Source organism: Rhodococcus sp. RD6.2 (assembly GCF_001040705.1).
GTDB lineage: Bacteria > Actinomycetota > Actinomycetes > Mycobacteriales > Mycobacteriaceae > Rhodococcus_G.
This window is the reverse complement of record NZ_CVQP01000007.1, coordinates 1-20,832: the sequence shown is the minus strand read 5'-3', so window position 1 is coordinate 20,832 and position 20,832 is coordinate 1. Positions and strand designations below refer to the sequence as shown.

Annotated in this window: 18 protein-coding genes and 2 pseudogenes; 7 read left to right on the top strand and 13 right to left on the bottom strand. The window is 67.5% G+C overall.

Annotated elements, in window-relative coordinates:
- The first annotated feature begins 327 nt into the window (after positions 1-327).
- Entirely contained in the window at positions 328-576 is a 249-nt protein-coding gene (locus RHCRD62_RS13800) for a hypothetical protein (RefSeq protein WP_050065319.1), read from the top strand.
- Positions 577-1,070: 494 nt separating this feature from the next.
- On the opposite strand, the pseudogene RHCRD62_RS13795 reads toward RHCRD62_RS13800, so the two are convergent.
- From RHCRD62_RS13795 to RHCRD62_RS13785, 3 genes and pseudogenes are all read right to left on the bottom strand, one after another.
- Positions 1,071-1,882: pseudogene (locus RHCRD62_RS13795) on the bottom strand (class II aldolase/adducin family protein).
- 127 nt (positions 1,883-2,009) lie between these two features.
- Complete coding sequence (locus RHCRD62_RS13790; protein ID WP_253277321.1) at positions 2,010-2,894, bottom strand: acyl-CoA thioesterase domain-containing protein; 885 nt, start codon at positions 2,892-2,894, stop codon at positions 2,010-2,012.
- Positions 2,885-3,838, bottom strand: coding sequence for an aldo/keto reductase (locus RHCRD62_RS13785; RefSeq protein WP_050065317.1), 954 nt, complete (start codon positions 3,836-3,838; stop codon positions 2,885-2,887). Before RHCRD62_RS13785 ends, RHCRD62_RS13790 begins: the two co-directional genes overlap by 10 nt.
- Before the next feature lie 95 nt (positions 3,839-3,933).
- On the opposite strand from RHCRD62_RS13785, the gene RHCRD62_RS13780 reads away from it, so the two are divergent.
- A complete protein-coding gene (locus RHCRD62_RS13780) occupies positions 3,934-4,566 on the top strand; it encodes a TetR/AcrR family transcriptional regulator (protein ID WP_050065316.1) in 633 nt (210 codons plus the stop codon).
- Positions 4,567-4,886: 320 nt separating this feature from the next.
- Here RHCRD62_RS13780 and RHCRD62_RS13775 read toward each other — a convergent pair whose 3' ends face one another.
- Together RHCRD62_RS13775 and RHCRD62_RS13770 are read right to left on the bottom strand one after the other, a co-directional pair.
- Positions 4,887-5,543 (bottom strand): response regulator, encoded by a 657-nt coding sequence (locus RHCRD62_RS13775; protein WP_050065315.1) that lies wholly within the window; start codon positions 5,541-5,543, stop codon positions 4,887-4,889.
- Positions 5,540-6,679: a sensor histidine kinase gene (locus RHCRD62_RS13770; protein WP_050065314.1), complete on the bottom strand. Its 1,140-nt coding sequence runs from the start codon at positions 6,677-6,679 to the stop codon at positions 5,540-5,542. The genes RHCRD62_RS13775 and RHCRD62_RS13770 overlap by 4 nt, the downstream gene beginning before the upstream one ends.
- 162 nt (positions 6,680-6,841) lie before the next feature.
- Between RHCRD62_RS13770 and RHCRD62_RS13765 the strand changes: the two genes are divergently transcribed.
- Positions 6,842-7,324: a DUF6326 family protein gene (locus RHCRD62_RS13765; protein WP_050065796.1), complete on the top strand. Its 483-nt coding sequence runs from the start codon at positions 6,842-6,844 to the stop codon at positions 7,322-7,324.
- A 290-nt stretch (positions 7,325-7,614) separates the two neighbouring features.
- Here RHCRD62_RS13765 and RHCRD62_RS13760 read toward each other — a convergent pair whose 3' ends face one another.
- From RHCRD62_RS13760 to RHCRD62_RS13750, 3 genes are all read right to left on the bottom strand, one after another.
- The gene (locus RHCRD62_RS13760) at positions 7,615-9,321 is read right to left on the bottom strand and encodes an AMP-binding protein (RefSeq protein ID WP_253277320.1); all 1,707 of its coding nucleotides are present in this window, start codon (positions 9,319-9,321) and stop codon (positions 7,615-7,617) included.
- A gap of 133 nt (positions 9,322-9,454) precedes the next feature.
- On the bottom strand, positions 9,455-10,009 hold the full coding sequence (locus RHCRD62_RS13755; RefSeq protein ID WP_050065313.1) for a hypothetical protein: 555 nt from the start codon (positions 10,007-10,009) through the stop codon (positions 9,455-9,457).
- Between the two features lie 122 nt (positions 10,010-10,131).
- The gene (locus tag RHCRD62_RS13750; RefSeq protein WP_172671079.1) at positions 10,132-11,256 is read right to left on the bottom strand and encodes a PucR family transcriptional regulator; all 1,125 of its coding nucleotides are present in this window, start codon (positions 11,254-11,256) and stop codon (positions 10,132-10,134) included.
- 123 nt (positions 11,257-11,379) lie between these two features.
- Here RHCRD62_RS13750 and RHCRD62_RS26725 point away from each other — a divergent pair, with 123 nt between their 5' ends.
- From RHCRD62_RS26725 to RHCRD62_RS13740, 3 genes are all read left to right on the top strand, one after another.
- On the top strand, positions 11,380-11,541 hold the full coding sequence (locus RHCRD62_RS26725; protein ID WP_172671064.1) for an MmyB family transcriptional regulator: 162 nt from the start codon (positions 11,380-11,382) through the stop codon (positions 11,539-11,541).
- A gap of 24 nt (positions 11,542-11,565) precedes the next feature.
- Entirely contained in the window at positions 11,566-12,975 is a 1,410-nt protein-coding gene (locus RHCRD62_RS13745; protein ID WP_253277319.1) for a PucR family transcriptional regulator, read from the top strand.
- 65 nt (positions 12,976-13,040) lie between these two features.
- Positions 13,041-14,288 (top strand): cytochrome P450, encoded by a 1,248-nt coding sequence (locus RHCRD62_RS13740; protein WP_050065310.1) that lies wholly within the window; start codon positions 13,041-13,043, stop codon positions 14,286-14,288.
- Between the two features lie 234 nt (positions 14,289-14,522).
- Here RHCRD62_RS13740 and RHCRD62_RS13735 read toward each other — a convergent pair whose 3' ends face one another.
- The 5 genes from RHCRD62_RS13735 to RHCRD62_RS13715 all read right to left on the bottom strand — a co-directional run bounded on the left by RHCRD62_RS13735 (position 14,523) and on the right by RHCRD62_RS13715 (position 20,074).
- Positions 14,523-14,930 (bottom strand): DUF5313 family protein, encoded by a 408-nt coding sequence (locus tag RHCRD62_RS13735; protein ID WP_050065309.1) that lies wholly within the window; start codon positions 14,928-14,930, stop codon positions 14,523-14,525.
- Positions 14,927-16,654, bottom strand: coding sequence for a SulP family inorganic anion transporter (locus RHCRD62_RS13730; protein ID WP_050065308.1), 1,728 nt, complete (start codon positions 16,652-16,654; stop codon positions 14,927-14,929). Before RHCRD62_RS13730 ends, RHCRD62_RS13735 begins: the two co-directional genes overlap by 4 nt.
- Positions 16,655-16,811: 157 nt before the next feature.
- Positions 16,812-18,698 carry a phosphoenolpyruvate carboxykinase (GTP) gene (locus tag RHCRD62_RS13725; RefSeq protein WP_050065794.1) on the bottom strand — a complete coding sequence of 629 codons (1,887 nt, stop codon included), beginning with the start codon at positions 18,696-18,698 and terminating at the stop codon, positions 16,812-16,814.
- Between the two features lie 47 nt (positions 18,699-18,745).
- Positions 18,746-19,627: a hypothetical protein gene (locus RHCRD62_RS13720; protein WP_253277318.1), complete on the bottom strand. Its 882-nt coding sequence runs from the start codon at positions 19,625-19,627 to the stop codon at positions 18,746-18,748.
- 84 nt (positions 19,628-19,711) lie between these two features.
- Positions 19,712-20,074 carry an ArsR/SmtB family transcription factor gene (locus RHCRD62_RS13715; protein WP_050065307.1) on the bottom strand — a complete coding sequence of 121 codons (363 nt, stop codon included), beginning with the start codon at positions 20,072-20,074 and terminating at the stop codon, positions 19,712-19,714.
- A gap of 316 nt (positions 20,075-20,390) precedes the next feature.
- Here RHCRD62_RS13715 and RHCRD62_RS13710 point away from each other — a divergent pair.
- Positions 20,391-20,832 (top strand): annotated as a pseudogene (locus tag RHCRD62_RS13710) (steroid 3-ketoacyl-CoA thiolase); the annotation flags it as partial.

The window sequence follows — 20,832 nt, the reverse complement described above, 5'->3', positions numbered from 1 at the left end:
GCGAGCGGATGATCTCCACGGAATCCGACTAGCGGTGGATCTCGGGGCCGGCCGGCTTGGGCTTCCTGGCGGCGTCGAGACCCATCTCTTTCTCTTCCCTCTGGGTCGATCCACGAGCCGTATGGGCCCCGACTGGCTGGGTTCGGGCTCCGGCCTGGCAAGCTGACCGCCGTGACGGCACCAAGTACGCACCAGGACGATTCGGCCGAGCGCGTGGTTTCCCACGCGATTGGCGTTGGACGGATCCTGTGGGGTGCAACCACCGCGATCGCGTCACGGCAGGTCCACAACGCGTTGGGTATTGCCTACCCAAGTAGCGATCTAGGAGTGTGGATCAAGGCATTCGGCGTTCGTGACATCGTCTTGGGCGCAGCTGCGCTGCATCCGGATTCCACCGTGCGTCGGGCGAATCTGCGTGCCGGGATCGCGATGGACCTGATCGACGCTGCAGTGGTTGCGGACGCCGCCCGTCGCGGACTGCCTCGAAAGGCCGCACTGGTCGGCATGGCGCTTGCAGGGGGAACTGCCGCATTCGCCGCATTCGGCCCCACGCTGGTCAACGTGTTTCGCAAATAGTGAGCGCGTGGGCATCCGTCTCGGCCGAACACCGAAGCAAGCCGTATCCGCCAGTTCCGCAATGTCCCTCGCGATCGGCGCCAGGTAGCCTGCCAGAACCCCGCCATCTTGGCCCCAAGTCTGGAGCTCATCCTGATTTGTGTGATCGGGAGCCCTCACTCAGGTGATTGCCGACTGGCCAACTTGTCCAATACGCATGTAGCCCAGCACGACACCGCATCGGTGTATACCCTCTCTTTCTCTCGTGCGTGCGTGCAGTTCCAGAACCTCCCTGCACTATGGTGCACCGACGTCTGGCGATGGGGACCTACACCATGGCCGCCACGGGATCGTGCTCACTGTGTCGGGGCAACATGGACAACGAACCAGTGGCAGGAAGCAACGCGGCGCCGCCGGGGAGCCTCACCGACGGCGCCACGCCGTGTCCTCTCGGTGAATGTTCCTACCTGTCAGTTGTAGTTCCTGGTCACGACCACTGGCCCGTCGTATGGTCCCTAGCCCGGCGCTGCGGCCAGCTCGGCCCACATCGGCTGGGCTTGAAACCAGCCCGAGAAGTGCCCGCCGGTCTGCTCGCGGACCTTGAGCGCCGACTCACGGTCGATGGGTTTCGGCGTGCCGGCGGCCATCGCCAGCAATTGCGCCTGGCACGCGCGGTCCATCGACACGAACCACCACACCGCCTCTGCCACCGACGTGCCGACCGTGATCAGACCGTGGTTCTGCAGGATCGCGGCTTGTGATTCCCGATTGCCTCGGCGATGCGCTGGCCCTCCTCGACTTCGTTGGCGACGCCGCCGAATTCGGCGTACATGCCGTGGTCTTCGAAGAAGGCGCACGCGTCCGGAGTGAGCGGGTCCAGCGGGATCCCGAGTGTGGAGAAACCCTTACCGTGCAGGGAGTGCGCATGGGCGGAGGCTATGGCGTCGGGTCGGGCGCGGTGCACTTCCGCGTGGATGACGAAGGCCGGGCGGTTCACGTGGAAGCGCCCTTCCAGGACGTTGCCGTCGTGGTCGCAGCGGACCAGGTCGGGGGCGGTAATCTGAGAGAACGCCATGCCGAACGGGTTGACCCAGAAGGTGTCCGGTTCTCCGGGATCCCGAACGGTGATGTGCCCGGTCACACCCTCGGAGAATCCCAGCCGGCTGAAGATCCGGAACCCGTCGGCCAGTTGGGCCTTGCGGTACTCGCGCTCAGCGTCGACCGAGTCGAAGCGCGGCGGCAGGGAGAAGGGCAGTTCACGGTCGGCGAGTCCGACCGCAGCCGCAGCGCGTTCACGCGGTCTGGAATCTGTTGCGGTGATGGTCATGGAGCGGAGGTCTCTTTCTCAATGAAGCTGTCTGTACGGGCGGCAGCCGCTTGAGCGGTTGACGTCGGGTCACTGACTTTGTGGGATCGGACGGGATGCTGAGCACCGCCTGGATCGTCAGGAAGGCTTAGATCATGGCTGCGGTCGCTGGCTGTATCGCGCCGGCGACTGCCACGTCGACCTGCCTGCGCGCGTTGGACAGTGCGGTGATCGTGCAGGTCCCCAGCGGCCCGGTGCGGTCGTAGATGCTCGCGGTACCGATCGCGATGCCGTTCGCGGCCACGTGGTTCTGGGCTTGGAGGCCCAGTTCCGGTCCGTCGGGCAGTCGGGACAGGGTCATGGTGACGTCGGTGTTGATGTAGCCGACGCCGGCGGTGCCCCAGTTGCACATGAGGTTGGTGAAGTCGGCGACGAAGGCCGAACGCTCGAACGCTGTGATGGGCATACCGTCAATGAGCGGAGGGATGTTGTTCCAGACGCTCTTGCGGTGCGAGTTCAAGCCGGAGGTGAAGCTGTGTGTCCAGTCGCCGGACCCGGATTTGAACAGTGGCATCGAGCCGTCCGGGTGGTCGAGGCGGACGTCAGGGACGGGCAGGTCCTGGCTGGGGCGCCAGATCTCACCGGGCGGCTCGGCGGCGGCGATCAGGTACTGCGCTGTCGCGCGGGCCCGGATACGGCTTCGCTGGACGATCTCCGCGTCGGCCACCCGGATGCGGTTGCCATCCTGGACGATCGTGCTGCGCAGTTCGATCGGCTCGTCCAGGACCGGGCTGAACATGTCGACGGTGAACCGGGCGGGCACGAACTCCGGTCCGGGACTGTGTGTCTCCAGCCCGTGCGCCAGCAGTCCGCAGACGACGGTGCCGGACAACTGGGTGGCAGACCAGGCGCTCAGGGACTTGCGGCCCGGGAAGTACCGGCCGTTCTCACGGGTGAAGAACGCCGCCATGACGTCCCCTCCGTCTGCGGCGCGTGTGTCGGCGTGATCGGGCCGACGGTGGTCTAGAGCCATGGCGAGGGTGTTCCGCGGTCGCCGTGGCCGCCGCCGGGTGCGATGGCGGCGATGCGTGCGAGGTCGTCGGCGGTGAGCTCGATGTCGGCGGCGGCGACGTTCTGCGCGACGCGGTCGGGATTGCGGGAGCCCGGAATCGGGACGATGAAGTCGCGTTGCGCGAGGATCCACGCCAGCGCCAGCTGCGAGACTGTGACGCCCTTGCCGGCGGCGAGCTCGGTGAGCTGATCCACAACGCGGGTGTTGGCATCGTAGTTGTCGGCGTTCCACCAGTCCATGAGGGTGCGGAAGTCGCCGCGGTCGTAGTCGCGGGCCCGTTTCGCGGTGCCGGTGAGGAACCCGCGCGCCAACGGCGAGTAGGCGACGAACCCGATACCGAGCTCGGCGAGCAGCGGGAACAGGGGTTCGGCGACCGGCGCGAAGATCGAATACTCGGTTTGCAGCACCGAGATCGGGTGCACGGCATGAGCCCTGCGGATGGCGCTCGGGGTCGCTTCCGACAGTCCGAGGTATTTCACCTTGCCGGCGTCGACGAACTCGGCCATGGCGCCGACGACGTCCTCGATCGGCACCGAGGGATCGAGGCGGTGCTGATACAGCACATCGATGCTGTCGACCCCCAGGTTCCGCAGGCTGGTCTCGACCACTTCGCGGATGTGTTCGGGCCGCGAGTCGGTGCCGAAGCCGGGGGTGAACCCGAACTTGGTGGCGATCACCGCCTCGTCGCGGAACGGTGCCACCGCCCGGCCGAGCAACTTCTCCCCGTCACCCCAGCCGTACATCTCGGCGGTGTCGAAGAACGTCACCCCGAGGTCATGGGCCTGGCGGATCGCGGCGACCGACTCGGAGTCGTCGGTGGCGCCGTACCCAACGACGGTGCCCATCGACCCGTAACCGATCGCCGACACGGTCAGTCCTTGCGTCCCCAATGATCTCTGCTGCATGAATCCCTTCCTGAATCCAAACCGAACTGTTCGGTTTGACTCTATGTGCGGCTGCGCACATCGTCAAACCAAACAGTTCGGGTTGGTACGGTGGGATGGTGCCGCCCTCGCCTCGCGCCGATTCACCCCGTGACCGCATCGTCGACGCGGCTACGGCCGAGTTCGCGCAGCACGGGATCGCCGGTGCCCGGATCGATCGGATCGCCAAGGCCGCCAAGACCAGCAAGGAACGCGTCTACGCCTACTTCCGCAGCAAGGACGAGCTCTACCGGTTCGTCGCCGCCCAGCAGCTCGCCGCGGTCGCCGAGGCAACGCAGCTGAACCCCACCGACCTGCCCGGCTACGCCGGACGCGTCCACGACTACTTCATCGCGCACCCCGACAATCGACGCATCATGCGGTGGGGAGAACTCGAAGGCGTCGACACCGACGACACCGCCCGGGACATCGCCCGCGGCAAGGTGGAGAAAGTCCGCCGCGCACAGCAGGACGGCCTGCTCGATCCCTCGTGGAACCCACTCGATATCCTCGTGTTCGTCAGCGGGCTCGCATCTGCCTGGGTGGACCAGCCCAGCCTGCCCTCGGCAGAAGGCGGTGCGCGGGACCAGTTCCTGGCTGACCGCCGCGCGGCCATTGTCGCCGCAGTCGAGCGGCTGTTCCCCGCTGCGGGAGGCGCTGGCGGGCTATCGCCGTGCAGCGTGCCGAAGAGGGACGTCAGCCCTCCCTGACGTGCCAGGAATCACCCATATCCCGCACACCGCACGCCTGGAACGCGACCCGGAGTGCTCCTCGTGGCGGCTACGAGGTTTGTTTCCGCAATATGGTCGAGGTCGGACCGCGGAATCCGTGGATTTCGTCACCGGGGCGGGGGCGCTAGCTGCGGATCCGGTGGCGACTGAGGACTTCTCGTGCCCGGAGGCGACGCGACGCATTCGTCGGTGTGGTGCGTGCTCCGGTTCCGCCTCGCCGAGGTTCCGGCCCCATGGGTCGAGACGGCCGCGCTTGGAACATCAGTCGGCAGGTTCAGCAATTGAGTGCAGCGAAGGAGCTAATCGGCTCTCACACGTCTGGTGTCGTATGCCCACATCGCGATCTCGACGCGGTTGCGGGCGCCGAGCTTGGCCATCAACGATGCGACGTGGGTCTTGACCGTGCTCAGACCGACGAAGAGCTCGGTAGCGATCTCGGCGTTGGTCCGGCCCCGTGCCACCAGCGCGAGCACCTCCTTCTCGCGCTCGGTGAGCGGGTCGACGGGCTGGACCGGCACCACCGGCGCCTGGTCGACGAAGGTCGCCAGCAGCCGGCGGGTGACGTTGGGGGCGATCAGCGCGTCCCCGTTCGCCGCCGCGTGGATGGCCTGCACCAGGAGCTCCGGCCCGGCGTCTTTGAGCAGGAAGCCGCGGGCGCCGGCGCGGAGGGCGCCGAGCACGTACTCATCGAGGTCGAAGGTGGTGATCACGACGACCGCCATCGGGTCCGTCACGTCTGGCCCGGCCAGGCGCCGCGTCACCTCGACGCCGTCGAGCCCGGGCATCCGGATGTCGACAAGGAGGACATCGGGACGCAGCCTGGTCGCCAGGTCGAGCGCCGCGAGCCCGTCCGCTGCCTCCCCCACGACCTCGAGGTCGGGTTGTGCGCCGAGGATCATCACCAGCCCGGTCCGGACCAAGTCCTGGTCGTCGGCCACGACAACACGGATGCTCATGCCAGCGCCTCCACCGGCAGCACGGCCTCGACCACCCAGCCACCCTCGGGCCCCGGTCCCGCGGAGAGCGATCCGCCGAGGAGCTGGGCGCGCTCGGCCATGCCCAGCAGGCCGAACCCGGGCTCCGGGGAAGGCCCCGACTCGGTCTGTCCATCGTCACTGACACGCAGCCTGACGGCGTCGCCCTCCCGTCTTACGTCGATCCCGACGCGGGTCGCGCTCCGGGCGTGCCGTACGGCGTTGGTCAGAGATTCCTGCGCGAGCCGGTAGAGCGCGGCGTCCACGGGTCGTGCCAGTCGGGTCAACGAACCGTGCAGCGAGACCTCGACAGTGGGCATCGCGTCGGCGCGCGACAGAGCAGGCAGGTCCGCGACCCCCAGCTGCGGTGAGTAGGCGACGGCTTCGTCCTCACGCAGCACCCGCACCATGGATCTCATCTCCGCCAGGGCGCGCGACGCCTCCGACTCGATCACGGCCAGGACCTCGGCAGCCTTCTCGGGCTGGATGCCGGCGACCACGCCACCGGCCTGGGCCTGCACCGCGATGGCCGAGACGTGGTGGGCCACTGTGTCGTGGAGCTCGCGCGCCAACGCCACCCGCTCCTGGTCTCGGATCTCGCGCTGTTGGCGATGCCAGAGGTCCGCGCGGTAGCGGAACACCGCCGCGAGGGCGACGACCAACAGCAAGAGGACGCTCCCGCCGAAAAGGTCTGGCCATGCCGCGGAGGAGGCGTACATCCCCAGCGCGACGATGACTGTCACAAACGCCGTCCCCCAGACCATCTCCCGTCCCGAGCCCCACCGCACCAGGGAGTAGAGCAGGGTCAGGACGGCCATCATGGAGTAGAGGCCGAGGTCCCCGGCGTGCTCAGTCAGCTGGAGGATCGAGAGCAGCCCGGCGATGCCCCACCCGATCAGGGCGGCCATCAGGGGGCGCCCCCGCCGCGAGAGCAGGGCAGGCACCAGCGCCAGGGCGAGCACCGCCACAAGGGGTCGCCAGGCCAAGCCCGGTCGAACGATGACCTCGACCAAGGAGGCGGCCGCGAACACGCCCACCAGCAGCCAGTCGAGACGACCGATGGGGGCGGCGTCAGCAGGCCGCGGCTCATTCCAGATGGAGCGCCGGAGACTGACCACGGCTCCAGACTAGGGGTCGGCGCGCCTCGGCGTACCCGCCGAAAGTACGAGAGGGAGACCATGCCATCGGCGAGTCGAACTCCGGCCTCCGGGCCAATGTGCTCGCCGCCGGGCTCAGCGATCGTGGACCTACCGATCCTCAAACTACAAACGGAGCCCATGATGAGAACACCTCGAGCCGTCGCCACCCTAGAGGACCCGCCGATCCCGGTGCGGGCCAAGCTCGTCGCCGCGTGGACAAGCGCGATGTTCCTTTACGCCTACGTGGACATCATCGCCTTCTTCAAGCCCGGCGTCGTCGAGGACATCCTCGTCGGCAAGGTCTTCGAGTTCGACGTCACCCAGACGCTGTTGACCACCTTCCTCGTGCTCATGACGATCCCGATCCTCATGGTCCTGCTGTCGATGACGCTGCCCGCCCGGGCGAACCGCATCACGAACCTCGTCGTGGCTTCGGTGCAGATCCCCTACGCGGCATTCAACGTGGTGGGCGATTCCTCCTGGGCGTACTTCTACGGCCTTGGCGTTGCACTGGAAGTGATCATCTTCGCCCTCATCCTGCGGTGGGCCTGGACCTGGCCCAGCACCGCGCCGTCGGCGACCAGCTCGGACCGTGAAACCGTTCGCGCCCAACAGCAAGCGTGAACCCAAGAGCAGTCCCCGTCCTGTTCGAAGCCATCTGCCTCGGTGTCGCGGTGTGGGCCACCCTCTCTCCCGCTGAAGAGTTCACCCCTCGGCGCCCGTTGCGCTCCCCCCTCAGGTCCAGGGACTGATACGGGCGTCTGTCAGCCGAGGAACGACCAGGAGTAGTTCACGCTGGCATCCTAGTCAACGCCCGCTAGTGGAACCCGGAGTTCAGCCGGCCCGGTCAGTGTCCTCCCTGTCCAGATCCATTGTGTAATTCACAGACTCGTCGAATCCGAGCGCGACAGCGGTCAATTCGGCGCGCGGCCGTACCGCTCGTACTCGGACCGCAGGGCGTCGAGCGCGCCCGGGGACGCGAGCACGTAGCGGCATTCGCTGTCACCCAGGTAGAGCGGGTCCTCGACGAGCCACGACTCGGTGCGCAGCACCGGCTTGTTGATCTTCCGGGTGGCCGTCACCGGGATGGCCGTGGCGATCCGCACGATCCGCGGTGCCCACTTGGTCCCGAGGTCGGGCTGTTCCGCCACGAAACGCCCGAACGCCTCCGGATCGAAGCCCGCGCCGTCGTCCATCTGGATCGTGGCCATCACCCGGTCCCCGGTACGCGGGTCGGGCACCGGATAGACCGCCACCAACCGGACACCGGGGAAGCGGGCCAGGATCCGCTCGACCGGCGCCGCAGAGAAGTTCTCGCTGTCGACGCGAATACGGTCACCGGAGCGGCCGGCGAAGTAGAAGAAGCCGTCCTCATCACGGTATCCGAGGTCACCCGACCGGTAGGTGCCGCCGTCGATCCGCTCCGCGGTCGCCGAATCGTTCCGGTAGTACCCCTCGAACATGGCGGCGCCGGTCGTGTTCACGATCTCGCCGATCGCCTCACCTGCGTTGAGCAGCACGCCCTTGTCGTCGAACACGGCACGGGGGCATTGCTTTCCGCTCTCGTCGTGGATCTCGACGCTCATCCCCTCCGGGGCCCTGCCCAGCGAGTGCGGCGGCGAGTCCGGGGTCAGGCCGATCACCACCGCACCCTCGCTCGAGCCGTAGCTTTCGATCGGACGGACCCCGAAGCGTCGTTCGAACTCGTCCCGGTCGCGTGGCGCCGCCTCGGTGCCGAAGACCACCCGCAGGTTCGTGTCCCGTTCCAGGGGCGACTCGGGCGCGGTGAGGAGGTAGGCCAGGGACCGGCCGACGTAGTTGAAGAAGGTCACCCCGTACCGCCGGACGTCGGGCAGGAATCCCGAGACCGAGAACCTGCGGCGCATCGTGTAGGTGGCGCCACTGAACACCGACGGCGCCCAGCACGCCATGATCGCGTTGCCGTGGAAGAGCGGCATCGCGTTGTACGTCACGTCCGCGCGGGTCAGCGAGCAGTAGTTGATCGCACCCAGCGCCGCGAGGCGGCCCGTCGTGCAGATCACCGCCTTCGGGGCGCCGGTGGAACCTGAGGTGAAGGTCAACAGCAGGCGAGTCGCGGGGTCGCCCGCCTCGAGGGCGACCGTGATCGGTTCCACCGCAACGGATTCGACCTTCTCCAGCCAGTCACCGCCGTCGACGAGCAGGACTCGGTCGTCGTCCACCGCCGCGTCCAGGCCCTCGAGCAGGGCGAGCCCGGCCCGGTCGGTGAGGATGAGGTCGCAGTCGACCCCACGGATGTCCGCAGCGAGTTCGGCGCCGCGGCGGGTCGGGTTTATCCCGATCAGGGTGGCGCCCGCCAGCGCGGAGGCCCCGATCAGGAAGATGTACTCGGGAACGTTCTCCAGCAGCGCACCGACGTGGAAGGGCCGGTCGGGTCGCCGTAGCGCAGACAGCACCGATGCACGGGCGGCGCATTCGCGCACCACCTCCCGCCAGGTCCAGCGGGAGTCCTCGAACAACAGTCCGGGATGGTCGTCCTCCGCGCGCATGAGCAACAGGTCGGCGAACGTCAGCCGCCGCTCGGCGACCTCGGCAGGGGCGAGCCGGGGAACCTCATGTCCGGCAACAGATTCTGCGGGCACGTCATCCTCTTTCGTAGTCCATCGGGGTGTCCCACACCACCGACGAGTAGCTGGGTTCCGGACTGGTCGTTGCGATCCCGCTCAGCGCGCCTTCACTTCCCATGCACGGACACGCACTGCCACCTGGAGGGCGCTAGGACGTGGGCGCGTGAACGAGATCGATGTACTCCTGGGGAAGCTCGTCGAAGGACAGCTTGGTGATGCTCACCGGTCCGGACGCGTACGAGTCCTCCCCCTCGATCTTGCCGTTCTCGTCCACCGGCCACAGGAGCAGCTGCCGGAACACGATGAGGTAGTCCGCGGACTCGTCGTCGACCGGGAATCCGAGCTGCGCGGCGTAGGCACCGGGGTAGATCTGCTTCAGGTAACCCTCGGTGACCAGGCAGTGATCGTCAACGATCAACCGGTCGAGCGCGTACTCGAGAACGTTGCTGCGCGATTCGACGAAGGCGGTGTAGTAGGCCCGCACCCCCTCGGCAGTCTTCGGGCCGACGTCCTGGCCGTTGTTCCAGAAGTGGTAATCCGGGTTGGGGCTCAGTGTTGCCATGAGGCGGTCGAGGTCCGGGACCGCCTCGGCATACATGTGCTCGAGAACGACGCTCAGGACCAGGCGGTGCCGCTCGTTGGTGGTGACGGCGAGACGCTCCTCGAGCAGCTCCCAGGTGCGGTTCGAATCGATGACGGCCATCGGATGTTCCTCTCAGTCGTGAATCACACTTCGTCACCTATCGTGATCCACGCCACACTCGAGTGTCATCCGACGCCCGTCGGCGGATCGGGATACCGAGCCCGACTCCCGTCGGATGGCCGTCAGGAGTCCAGGAACGCGTCGGACGCCGCCAGTTCCGCCGAGGACAGCGACATCCTGCGGAGCAGCAGCGCCAGGGTCGCCATGAACCGGTCCGTCGAGCGCTCGAGGTCCCAGCCCATCTCCTTCTCGAGGTGCGCGAGCCGGGCGGCAACCGTGCTGTGATGCACGTGCAGTTCCGTCGCGGTCCGCCGGAGCGAGCCGAACACGCAGAACGCCTCCAACGTCGTGACGTCCTGCGCACCGGCCTCGGAGACCGCAAAGGCATTGAGCCGCGCCACGTCCCGGTCGTTCAGCAGGCGCTCGAGGGGGATCTCGGCCAGAAGTTCGAGCGAGCCGAGGGACCCGAATGCCAGCGCCCGTCGACCGAACACCGTCGAGGAGGCGAAGCGCAGCGCACGCCGCGCCTGGTCCCAGGACGCCGGTGCCGCGTAGATGCTCGTGCGCTCGCCGATCCCCACCCACGGGCCGCGGTCGCGGCCGGCCCCCGGCCCGGGCGGGTACGCGGCGACGATCGCCTCGTGCAGGTCGTCGGCGAGCCGCCTGCTGTCGAGGTCCTCCTGCACCAGCATCGCGGTCAGGTTCCCGACCGCGACCGACCGCACAATCCGTCCGGGACATGATCGTGAAATCAGTTCCGCCGCCGAGCTGTTGGTGGTCGCGGACACCGCGAGCACGCGAACGTACTGGGTGGGGTCCAAGCCGAGCAGCCCCACGGCGCGGATGCGGTCCTCCCGCCGCTCCTTCCCGGAGAGCACCACCTCGAGCAGTGCCGGATCACCCATCTGCGGCCCGGCTGCTGCACCCGGCCGCATCGCGGCCACCCGCAGCGTGTGCCGCAAACGATCCGTCAGGACCGAGTCCAGCGGATGCTCCCCGCCCGCGCGTTCGAGCCACACCTCGAGATCCTGCCCGGTCGACGCCTCGGGGCGATCGTCTTCCAGCGGATCCCCCAGCGCCCCATACCGGATGGCGGTGCCCGCCCGCCATCGGACGCCGACCGGGCACTCGGCGAGCAGCGCCGCGGACCGGACGACGGTGTCCGCGTTCGCGGCGGATTCCCCCAGTTCGTCGAAATAGGAGATGATCCGCAGCACCGAGACCGAATCGGACCCCAATCCGGACATCCGCAGTCGCTCAAAGCTCACGGAATCATCTTCTCCCATCGACTCCACCTGCCGCCCCGGCATCGGCCAACCACCACGATCCCGCATTCCAGCTCAGGGCCTCACGCCTGCTGGCGGGCAGCCGTGATCGACCCGTTCCGCGACCTCTGGACGAGCCACGCGGTCGGGCCACGCCGACACACCCGGAAGGAGTTCGACCACCCAGACCTCGGTACTCTCGCCTACGACTTCGAGTCCCTCCACCTACCGGACGACGAAATGATCAGGAGCCTCACTCAAGTGTGATCACCAACTGGTCAACCTATCCAATTGGCATGCAGCACAGCATGCTCTGCCATTGACGAACACCTTTCTCAACTCTTCCGATCGGGAGTGACCCCTCCCTATGATGGTGGCCGGATCAGGAGTCGCAGCGGCTCTCGTTGTCCGAGGGGGCGTCGATCGATGAATGCAGCACGGGCCGAAGAGTGGATGCGAGGCTATATCGCCGAAAGCCTGTCCCAGGCCGACCTCGAAACGTTCATCGACGATGTTGCGAAATCCATGGGAGCCAACGTCCCCGAACTGTCCACCGATGCAGATGTTCAGAGGGATCTGCAGCTGGCTGTTCGGAGCCAGTTCCGCGCCATCCTTGCTGTGACGAAGTCCGGAACCTCTCCACTATGGTCGGTTCCGGTAGCCAAAGAAGCGCACTCGTTAGCCCTGACGATCGCTCGGCGGGGACTTGAGCTGCGGGTTCTCTCCAGTCTGTACCACGCCGGTCACCGCGCCGTGTGGCGGTTCGTCACGGAGTTCGTCAACAACGCGGACACGTCCGCGGAGATCAAGGTTCAGCTCGTCGTCATGATGTGGGAGCAGACGAGCGAGGTCATGAACTCGATGCTCGAGGAACTCGCCGCCACCTACTCCCAGGAGCGGGAGCGGATACTCAGCGGAGCGTTCTCGATGCGGATGAACACGGTCCGCGAAATCCTGGATGGCAGTCAGAACAGCACCGAAGACGCATCGGTACAGCTCAGCTACCCGGTCCACCGCGTCAACACCTCGCTGGTGTTGTGGACTACCGACCACGCCATTTCCATCGACTCACGGATCTTCGAGCCACTTGCCCAGCGGCTCGCGAGGTCGGCCTCGGCGACAGAGATCCTCTGTGTCCCATCCGGTGCGCGGGGACTGTGGGTCTGGATGGTGACCGGGAACGACGAAGAACCCACGATCGATTCCGCACTTGTACCTCCTGGTGTGCGGGTCGCGGTGGGCCGGCCGGGGAAGGGCATCGACGGGTTCCGGAGAACTCACCGCGAGGCACTGGAAGCGCAACGGATCGCCTCGCGCGGACAACAGGGCCTCCCCGTCACCACCTATCGAGACGTCGAGGTCGTCTCGATGCTCGCGTCTCGTCCCGACGCCATGAACACGTTCGTCGAACGTGAGCTGCATGGACTCTTCGGCGACGACGAGACCTCCGCGCGGCTCCGCAACACACTGCGCGCAGTACTGTCGCACCCCGGAAACTTCGAGGCCGCCGCTCGCCAGCTCGACGTCCACAAGAACACCGTGAGATACCGCGTGCAGCAGATCGAGAAGCGCCTCGGCCAGCGAATCATCCACCGCGCACTACACCTCGAGCTGGCGCTCGACTGCTTCGACACCTTCGGAAGCAGCGCGATCGTCGATGTACCCACCGAACAAAAGGGCCACGGCGAACTGGCAAATTAGGCCAATCTGCGACACCTCCTCCCCTGTCAGGCTGACTGCCAACAGCCCGAAGAGAGGAGCTCACAGTGTCCACACCACGCATCGCCGAAGGCTTCGACCCCACCGATCCGGACATCTACGCCACGCATGTGCCGCACGCGGAGTTCGCAGAACTGCGCAGGACGGCGCCGGTGTGGTGGTGCCCGCAACCGCCGACCACGGGTGGTTTTCCTGACGACGGCTACTGGGTCGTCACTCGACACGAGGACGTCAAGGAGGTCTCCCGCGACGGTGACGTGTACTCCACGTGGGAGAACACCGCGATCGTCCGGTTCAACGACGACATTCCCCGTGAGGCCGTCGAGTCGCTGCGTCACATCCTGCTTTTCAAGGACGCGCCGGAACACACCAAGCTACGCAAGATCATCGCGCGTGGCTTCACACCGCGCGCGGTCGGCATGCTCGAGGGCGCGCTGTCCGAGCGTGCGGAGAAGATCGTCACCCAGGCCGCGGCGGTCGGCGCAGGCGACTTCGTCACCCGCGTTGCCAGTGAGCTTCCGCTGCAGGCGATCGCGGAGCTCATCGGTATCCCCCAGGAGGACCGGGGCAAGGTCTTCGACTGGTCCAACCGGATGACCGGGTACGAGGATGCCACGTCCGAGGGCGACCACGAGACCGCGACGATGGAGCTGCTCGGTTACGCATACCGGATGGCGGAGGAACGGAAGAGGTGCCCGGCCAACGACATCGTCACCCAGTTGCTGCAGGCCGACGTCGATGGCGACGAACTCAGCCCCGAGGAGTTCGGGTTCTTCGTCCTCGTGCTCGCGGTCGCGGGGAACGAGACGACCAGGAACGCCATCACCCACGGGATGATCGCGTTCCTCGAGAATCCGGAGCAGTGGGAGCTGTACAAGCGGGAGCGTCCCCGCACCGCCGCCGACGAGATCGTCCGTTGGGCCACCCCCGTCACGGCCTTCCAGCGGACCGCGCTGACCGACACCACGCTCGGCGGCCAGCAGATCAAGAAGGGTGACCGGGTCGCGATGTTCTACGCATCGGCGAACTTCGACGAGGATGTCTTCGACGAACCCATGACCTTCGACATCATGCGGACCCCGAACCCACACTTGGGTTTCGGCGGTACCGGCGCACACTTCTGCATCGGAGCCAACCTCGCGCGCCTCGAGATCGATCTGATCTTCAACGCAATCGCCGACCACATGCCCGACATCACGAAGCTGGCCGATCCCAAGCGGCTTCGATCCGGTTGGCTGAACGGCATCAAGGAGTTCGAGGTCGACTTCAACGGCCGGTGCCCGGTCGAACACTGAAGGGCTTGACGTTGCTCTGCACGCCGAAGCACCGAGGACCTGCGAATGGACCGTAGATCGGCAGTCCTGTTCGCTGCGAACAAGATACGTGCGTCCGGAGGCGATGATGTGGGCGCAGCCGAGCACCGTCAACCCCTCTGTCGCGACCCTCTCATGGGGCGAGACCCTTCTCGTCGCCGGTATCACCGCGGTCGTGCCGCTACGTGCACGCGACTCACCGTTCCGAGCCGGCACTCACTGCGTTCGGCGGTAGCGGGATTCGTAGGAGTCACGCTCCTTGTCGAGCCGCTGCTTCTTGTGTGTGTTGAGCAGTTCGGGGTCGAGGCCGTGACTGAGGAGCCGGTGCCGCAGGTAGATGCTCTTGAGCGCGAACAAGAAGTACACGAACGGGAGGAACAGCAGCAGCACCATGCCGACGCGGATGATCCAGGGTCCGGGGATGAACATCAGGCCCGCGAGGATCGGGACGAGCGGGATGAGGCAGCGGGTGGCGTAGCGACGGGTCGCGCCCGGTCCGGTGACATCGTTGACGACCCACGGATGCAGGTCCTGGGGCTGGGTCTTGCCCAGGATGTAGCCCAGGCGCTGCCCCATGGTGGGGGCGTGCCCCGCCTGGGTGCTGGTCGGGGTGCTGTCGTTCATTCGTGATCCTCGGTCGTTGTCGGGGAGCGGGTGTCGGAGAGGACGAGTGCGCGGGCGAGGTCGATTGCGTCGGGGGTGGTGGCGCACAGGTGGCGTTGATCGCTGTCCTTGGTGGTGAACACACCGAGCGCGGCCAGCGGCCGCAGGTGTTCGGGTTTGGCGCCGGAGATCAGGACCGTGATGTGGCGGTGCTCGAGTCGGGTGATGACGTCCTTGAGGACGAGGGCTCCGGTGGCGTCGAGGGTGGTGACCCGCGACATCCGCAGGATCACGACCTTGACGTCGGAGACCTCGGCGAGTTCGAGGAGGAACCGGTGGGCGGCGGCGAAGAAGACGGCGCCGTCGATCCGGTAGGCGACGATGTGCTCGCGTAGCAGTTCGTGTTCCTCGGCGCTGTGATCGCCGGTCTCGTCGAGCGGCACCTGCTCGAGGCGGGCGGAGCGGGCGACCGCCCTCAGGGCGAGGATCGCGGCGAACCCGACCCCGACTGCGACCGCGGTGACCAGGTCGAAGATCACGGTGACCAGAAATGTGGCGATCAGGACGAGGGTGTCGGCGCGGGTGGCGCGGGTAATCGCGAGAATCGAGGCGGTTTCGACCATCCGCACGGTGGTGGCCAGGAGCACCCCGGCGAGCGCGGCCAGGGGGATGTCGGCGACGAGCCCGGCAGCGAGGTAGACGATCGCGGCGAGGATGCCGGCATGGGTGAGGGCGGCCAGGCGGGTGCGGGCACCGGAGCGGACGTTGACCGCGGTGCGGGCGATCGCACCGGTGGCCGGCACCCCACCGAACAGGGGGGCGGCGATGTTCGCCAGGCCCTGGCCGAACAGTTCCCGGTCGGGGTTGTGGCGGGTGCCGACTGACATCGAGTCGGCCGCGGTCGCCGACAGCAGCGACTCCAGGGCTCCGAGCGCCGCGACCGCCAGCGCGGGCGCGAGCAACGACGGCACATCACCGAGGTGCAGGAAATCGAGGCTGGGGGCGGTCAACCCGGACGGGAGGGCCCCGATCCGGGCGAGGTCGAGGTGCAGCAGCTGCGCGGCGAGGGTGGCGGCCGCGACCGCGACCAGGGAGAACGGGATCTTCGGCAGGTAGCGGCCGCCGACGAGGATCACCACCGCGACGACGAGCGCGGTGACCGGGTCCAGGAGTGTGGGGTTCTCTGCGTAGCGGCGGGCGGCGTCGAACGCGCTCTGCCACACCTTCTCCCCCTCGACTCCGGTGACGCCCAGGGCGGCGGGGACCTGCTGCAGGGCGATGACGACCGCGATGCCTGCGGTGAAACCCTCGATCACCGGGGCGGGCATGTACCGCACGGCCCGGCCGACCCCGGCGAACGCCAGACCGACGAGAATGACGCCGGCGATCAGCCCGACGGCGAGGACCCCGGTCGGCCCGTACTGGGCGACGATCGGGACCAGGACGACGGTCATGGCGCCGGTCGGTCCGGTCACCTGGAATCGGGACCCGCCGAACACCGCCGCGGTGGCGCCGGCGATGACGGCCGTGGCGAGGCCCGCGGCGGCGCCGAGGCCGGAGGTGATCCCGAACCCCAGCGCGAGTGGCAACGCGACGAGGGCGACGATGAGCCCGGCGAGCAGGTCCGCGCCCGGGGCGCGCACGGCGGGCGCCCACTCGCTGAAGCGCGGCAGCAGGTCGGCGGTGGCCCGGGCGGCGCAGGCGATGCGGCCACGGCCGTGCGGAGTGGGACGAGGTTCGGACATGCGCGGTGATCCTGAGGGTGTGGGTGGTGGGTGGCCCGGCCCGAGCGGACAAGGGGTGCTCGGGCCGGGCCGGTCAGGCGCGGAGCGCGGGTCTTTCGGCGCGATACGCTCGCGCGCCTGGTCTCGGGCGGGCTTTCCGGTCCCCGAGATCGGCGGGTCAGTTCCGAAGGCGGCGGACCTGGCGGAAGTTCTCGTCGCGCACAGGAACCGGTTCGCCGGGAAAGCCGTTGCCGGCCAGTCGCAGTTTGAGTGCCGCCAGTTCCTCGCGCAGGACGTCGGGCAGGGTGTTGCCACCGATGGTGGCGTACCACTCGTCGATCAGCCGGGTCTCGGCGATCCACTCGACCGGGGTGACCGTCAGGGCGGCGTCGATCTTGGTGGGATCGAACTTCAGCCCGGTCAGGTCGAGGTCCGCAGTGGCGGGGACGTTTCCGATCGGGGTTTCCCGGGCGCCGGCCCGGCCCTCGATTCGCGCCAGCGCCCAATCGAGGATTCGGGAGTTCTCCCCGAACCCGGGCCAGAGGAAGGAGCCGTCGTCGCCGCGGCGGAACCAGTTGACGTAGAAGATCTTCGGCAGCAGTGCGGGGTCGCTCCGGGTGCCCATGTCGAGCCAGTGCCCGAGGTAGTCACCAACGTGGTAGCCCAGGAACGGCAGCATCGCCATCGGGTCGCGGCGCACGACGCCGACCTCGCCGGTCGCGGCCGCGGTGGTCTCCGAGGACAGGGTCGAGGCGAGGAACACTCCGTGCTGCCAGCTCAGTGATTCGGTGACCAGGGGGATGGTGGTGGCGCGGCGGCCGCCGAAGAAGATCGCCGAGATCGGCACCCCGGCGGGGTCGTTCCACTCGGGGGCGACGGTGGGGCACTGCGCGATCGGGGTGCAGTAGCGCGAGTTCGGGTGCGCCGCCGGTTCACCGGAGTTCGGGGTCCAGTCCCGCCGCCGCCAGTCCGTCAGACGGGACGGCGCCGTGTCGGTCATGCCTTCCCACCAGACGTCGCCGTCGTCGGTCAGGGCGACGTTGGTGAAGATCGAGTTGCCCCGCTCGATGGTGGCCATCGCATGCGGGTTCGTGTGGGCGCCGGTGCCGGGGGCGACACCGAAGAACCCGGCCTCCGGATTCACCGCGTACAGTCGCCCGTCCTCACCGAACCGCATCCAGGCGATGTCGTCACCGATCGTTTCCGCGGTCCACCCGTCGAGGGTGGGCTCGAGCATCGCCAGGTTCGTCTTGCCGCACGAGGACGGGAACGCCGCGGCGATGTAGTGCACCTTCTGCTCGGGGGAGGTGAGCTTGAGGATGAGCATGTGCTCGGCCAGCCAGCCCTCGTCCTTGGCCATCTTCGACGCGATGCGCAGCGAGTAGCACTTCTTACCGAGCAGAGCGTTGCCACCGTAGCCGGAGCCGTAGCTCCAGATCATCCGCTCCTCGGGGAAGTGGGAGATGTACTTGGTGTGATCACACGGCCATGCGGTGTCGGCCTGCCCGGGGACGAGCGGGGCACCGACCGAGTGCAGGCATTTGACGAATTCGGTTCCCTCGGTGAGCTCGTCCCACACCGAGGTCCCGGAGCGGGTCATGATCTGCATCGAGACGGCGACGTAAGCGGAGTCCGTGATCTGGACGCCGAACTTCGGCTCGGCCGCATCGAGCGGACCCATACAGAACGCGATCACATACATGGTGCGGCCGGCCATCGCGCCGCGGTAGTGCTCGGTCATCACCGTCTTCATGTCGACGGGATCCATCCAGTTGTTCGTCGGACCGGCGTCGGCCTGGAACCTCGAGCAGATGAAGGTGCGGTGCTCGACCCGTGCAACGTCCTCCGGGTCGGAGGCGCACCAGAACGAGTTCGGCTTGCGCTCGAGGCGTACCAGGGTGCCCTTGTCGACCAGCTGCGTGGTCAGGCGGTCCCACTCGCCGGGGGATCCGTCGCACCACACCACGGTGTCGGGTCCGGTGTGCTCGGCGACCTCGGTGACCCAGGACACGATCTCCTCGTGCGCGGTCGGGGCGGCCCCGATGTCGGCGGCGGGTGTGGTCACGGTGTTCTCCTCACGGAATCGGTCGATTGCGGTGCGGGTGGGCATCGCTACGGATGCCGGCTGCGGTCGGCGGGCGGGGCAAGGACGCGTCCGACCTCACGGGCGATCGCGCGGGGGACGAGACCGTCGTCCGGTCCGGGCAGCACCTGCCCCGGCGGGGTGGTCAGGGCCAGCGCCCGTGCGGCCGCGGCGAGCACCTCCGCGCTCACACCGCTGGCGTCGTGCCCGCACAGCGCGCCGATCAGCCCCGGCAGGACCAGCCGACCCAGCTCGTGCGGGTCGGCCGGAGGGCGCACGGTGCGACCGGGCGCGTCGGTGTCGGCGGCCGCGCCGGCGAGGTCGATCAGCGCATCGTGTCCTTCCATCAGTCGCCGCAGCGGGAACGCCTGCGCGTCTCCGGTGCGCCAGTTCGTGACCTGACCGATCCCGCACCTGACCAGAGTCGCGCCGAGCAGAGGCGCGGCCTCGGGGCGGGTGACCACGACACGACCCGAACGAGGTGCGATGCCGCGCCGGCGGAGCGTCGAGATCGTGGTCGCGGCGAGAGCTGCGGTGGCGGTGTCGAGTTCGGTGAGGACCAGTGGTCCGCCACGCGCTGCCACCTCACCCTTGATCCGGGAGGAGTCCTCGGCATTCAGGCCGGTGACGAACGCCACCGCCACCCGGGGCGCGAGGGCGCCGATCCGAGCTGCGACCGCCGCGGGGTCGCCGGTGGTCATCGGCAGCCGCAGTGCTCGCAGCGGTGTGTGTCGACGAATCAGCGATGTGTAGGACTCCATTGCCGCCCACGGTGATTGATGTGGACGGGCGCCGGCTCGTCCGCTGGCGGCGTGGCCAACCGTCACCACGGCAGCGGCGATTCCCGGGATCCGCGGCTCCACGCCGCCGGCGAGCCCGTCCGGCTGGTGTTCGTCGTCAGTACCGGCCACGCAATCCATCCATTCTCGCAAGATAAGCACTTAAGAAAATTCGCAATCAATGGCCGTGCCTGACTCCGGCCGGTCGGCGCGCTGTCAGCGGGTCGAGCCGCCCACCGACACCGCCGGCTCCGGTGAGTCCTCGAGGAGCTCCGCCTGACCCGCGACGACGCCGCCCAGGATCTCCCGGGCGACTTTCAGCAGGTCGGCAACGCGCGGGGAGGTCAACGCATACGACACGGACAGCCCCTCCCGTGTCGCGGTGACCAGCCCCGCGCGGCGCAGGATCGACAGCTGCTGCGACAGGTTCGCAGGCTCGATCCCGACCTCGGGCAGCATCTCCGAGACGGTGTGCTCACGCTCGCTCAGCAACTCCAGGACCCGGATACGGGCGGGGTGCCCCAACGTCTTGAAGAAGTCCGCCTTCATCCGATACAGCGGTTGACGCGAATTCACCATGACGTCCTCCTGTCGTCCGATCCCAGGGCGACGGGGACCGGTCGCCCGTCTTGCGGCTTGTCCTGCTGCTGAACTCTCATGTGTCTCGGCAGTGATCTTCCCACACCACCATCTGCTAGTTGCGAATCTTAGCAACTTGTTAGTCTGACTGCGCGCAGCCGGGCGGATGGATCACACCCCCATTCTCCAGTCGCGTCGATATCAGTTCCAGTTCCACCGCGACAGGAACACGAAAACAGTTGCCCTCTAGGTGTATTACCGACCAAATAGTGGTAAGAACAAGTTCTAATTTCTGACAGTGGAGAGGTTTGCGCTCATGGGTACACCAGTAATCGTCGAAGCCGTCCGGACCCCGATCGGCAAGCGCGGCGGATGGCTGTCCGGCCTGCACGCGGCAGAAACCCTCGGCGCCGTCCAGGTCGGCCTGCTCGAGCGCGCCGGAGTCGATCCGGCCCTCGTCGAGCAGGTCATCGGCGGCTGCGTCACCCAGGCCGGCGCGCAATCCAACAACGTCACCCGCACCGCCTGGCTGGCAGCAGGCCTGCCCTGGCAGGTCGGCGCGACCACGATCGACTGCCAGTGCGGCTCCGCACAACAGGCCAACCACCTCATCGCGGGCCTCATCGNCACCGGCGCCANCGACATGGGCATCGCATGTGGCGTCGAACAGATGAGCCAGGTCCCGCTCGGCGCGAACGTTGGCACCGAAGACGGACCCCGACTTCCCGCATCGTGGGGCCTCGACATGCCCGCACAGT

What these genes read in the sequence shown, in the direction of transcription:
- RHCRD62_RS13790 (WP_253277321.1), bottom strand. Translation starts at nt 2,894, where the DNA reads ATGGCTCTAGACCACCGTCGGCCCGATCACGCCGACACACGCGCCGCA.
- RHCRD62_RS13785 (WP_050065317.1), bottom strand. Translation starts at nt 3,838, where the DNA reads ATGCAGCAGAGATCATTGGGGACGCAAGGACTGACCGTGTCGGCGATC.
- RHCRD62_RS13780 (WP_050065316.1), top strand. Translation starts at nt 3,934, where the DNA reads ATGGTGCCGCCCTCGCCTCGCGCCGATTCACCCCGTGACCGCATCGTC.
- RHCRD62_RS13775 (WP_050065315.1), bottom strand. Translation starts at nt 5,543, where the DNA reads ATGAGCATCCGTGTTGTCGTGGCCGACGACCAGGACTTGGTCCGGACC.
- RHCRD62_RS13765 (WP_050065796.1), top strand. Translation starts at nt 6,842, where the DNA reads ATGAGAACACCTCGAGCCGTCGCCACCCTAGAGGACCCGCCGATCCCG.
- RHCRD62_RS13755 (WP_050065313.1), bottom strand. Translation starts at nt 10,009, where the DNA reads ATGGCCGTCATCGATTCGAACCGCACCTGGGAGCTGCTCGAGGAGCGT.
- RHCRD62_RS13750 (WP_172671079.1), bottom strand. Translation starts at nt 11,256, where the DNA reads ATGTCCGGATTGGGGTCCGATTCGGTCTCGGTGCTGCGGATCATCTCC.
- RHCRD62_RS13735 (WP_050065309.1), bottom strand. Translation starts at nt 14,930, where the DNA reads ATGAACGACAGCACCCCGACCAGCACCCAGGCGGGGCACGCCCCCACC.
- RHCRD62_RS13730 (WP_050065308.1), bottom strand. Translation starts at nt 16,654, where the DNA reads ATGTCCGAACCTCGTCCCACTCCGCACGGCCGTGGCCGCATCGCCTGC.
- RHCRD62_RS13715 (WP_050065307.1), bottom strand. Translation starts at nt 20,074, where the DNA reads ATGGTGAATTCGCGTCAACCGCTGTATCGGATGAAGGCGGACTTCTTC.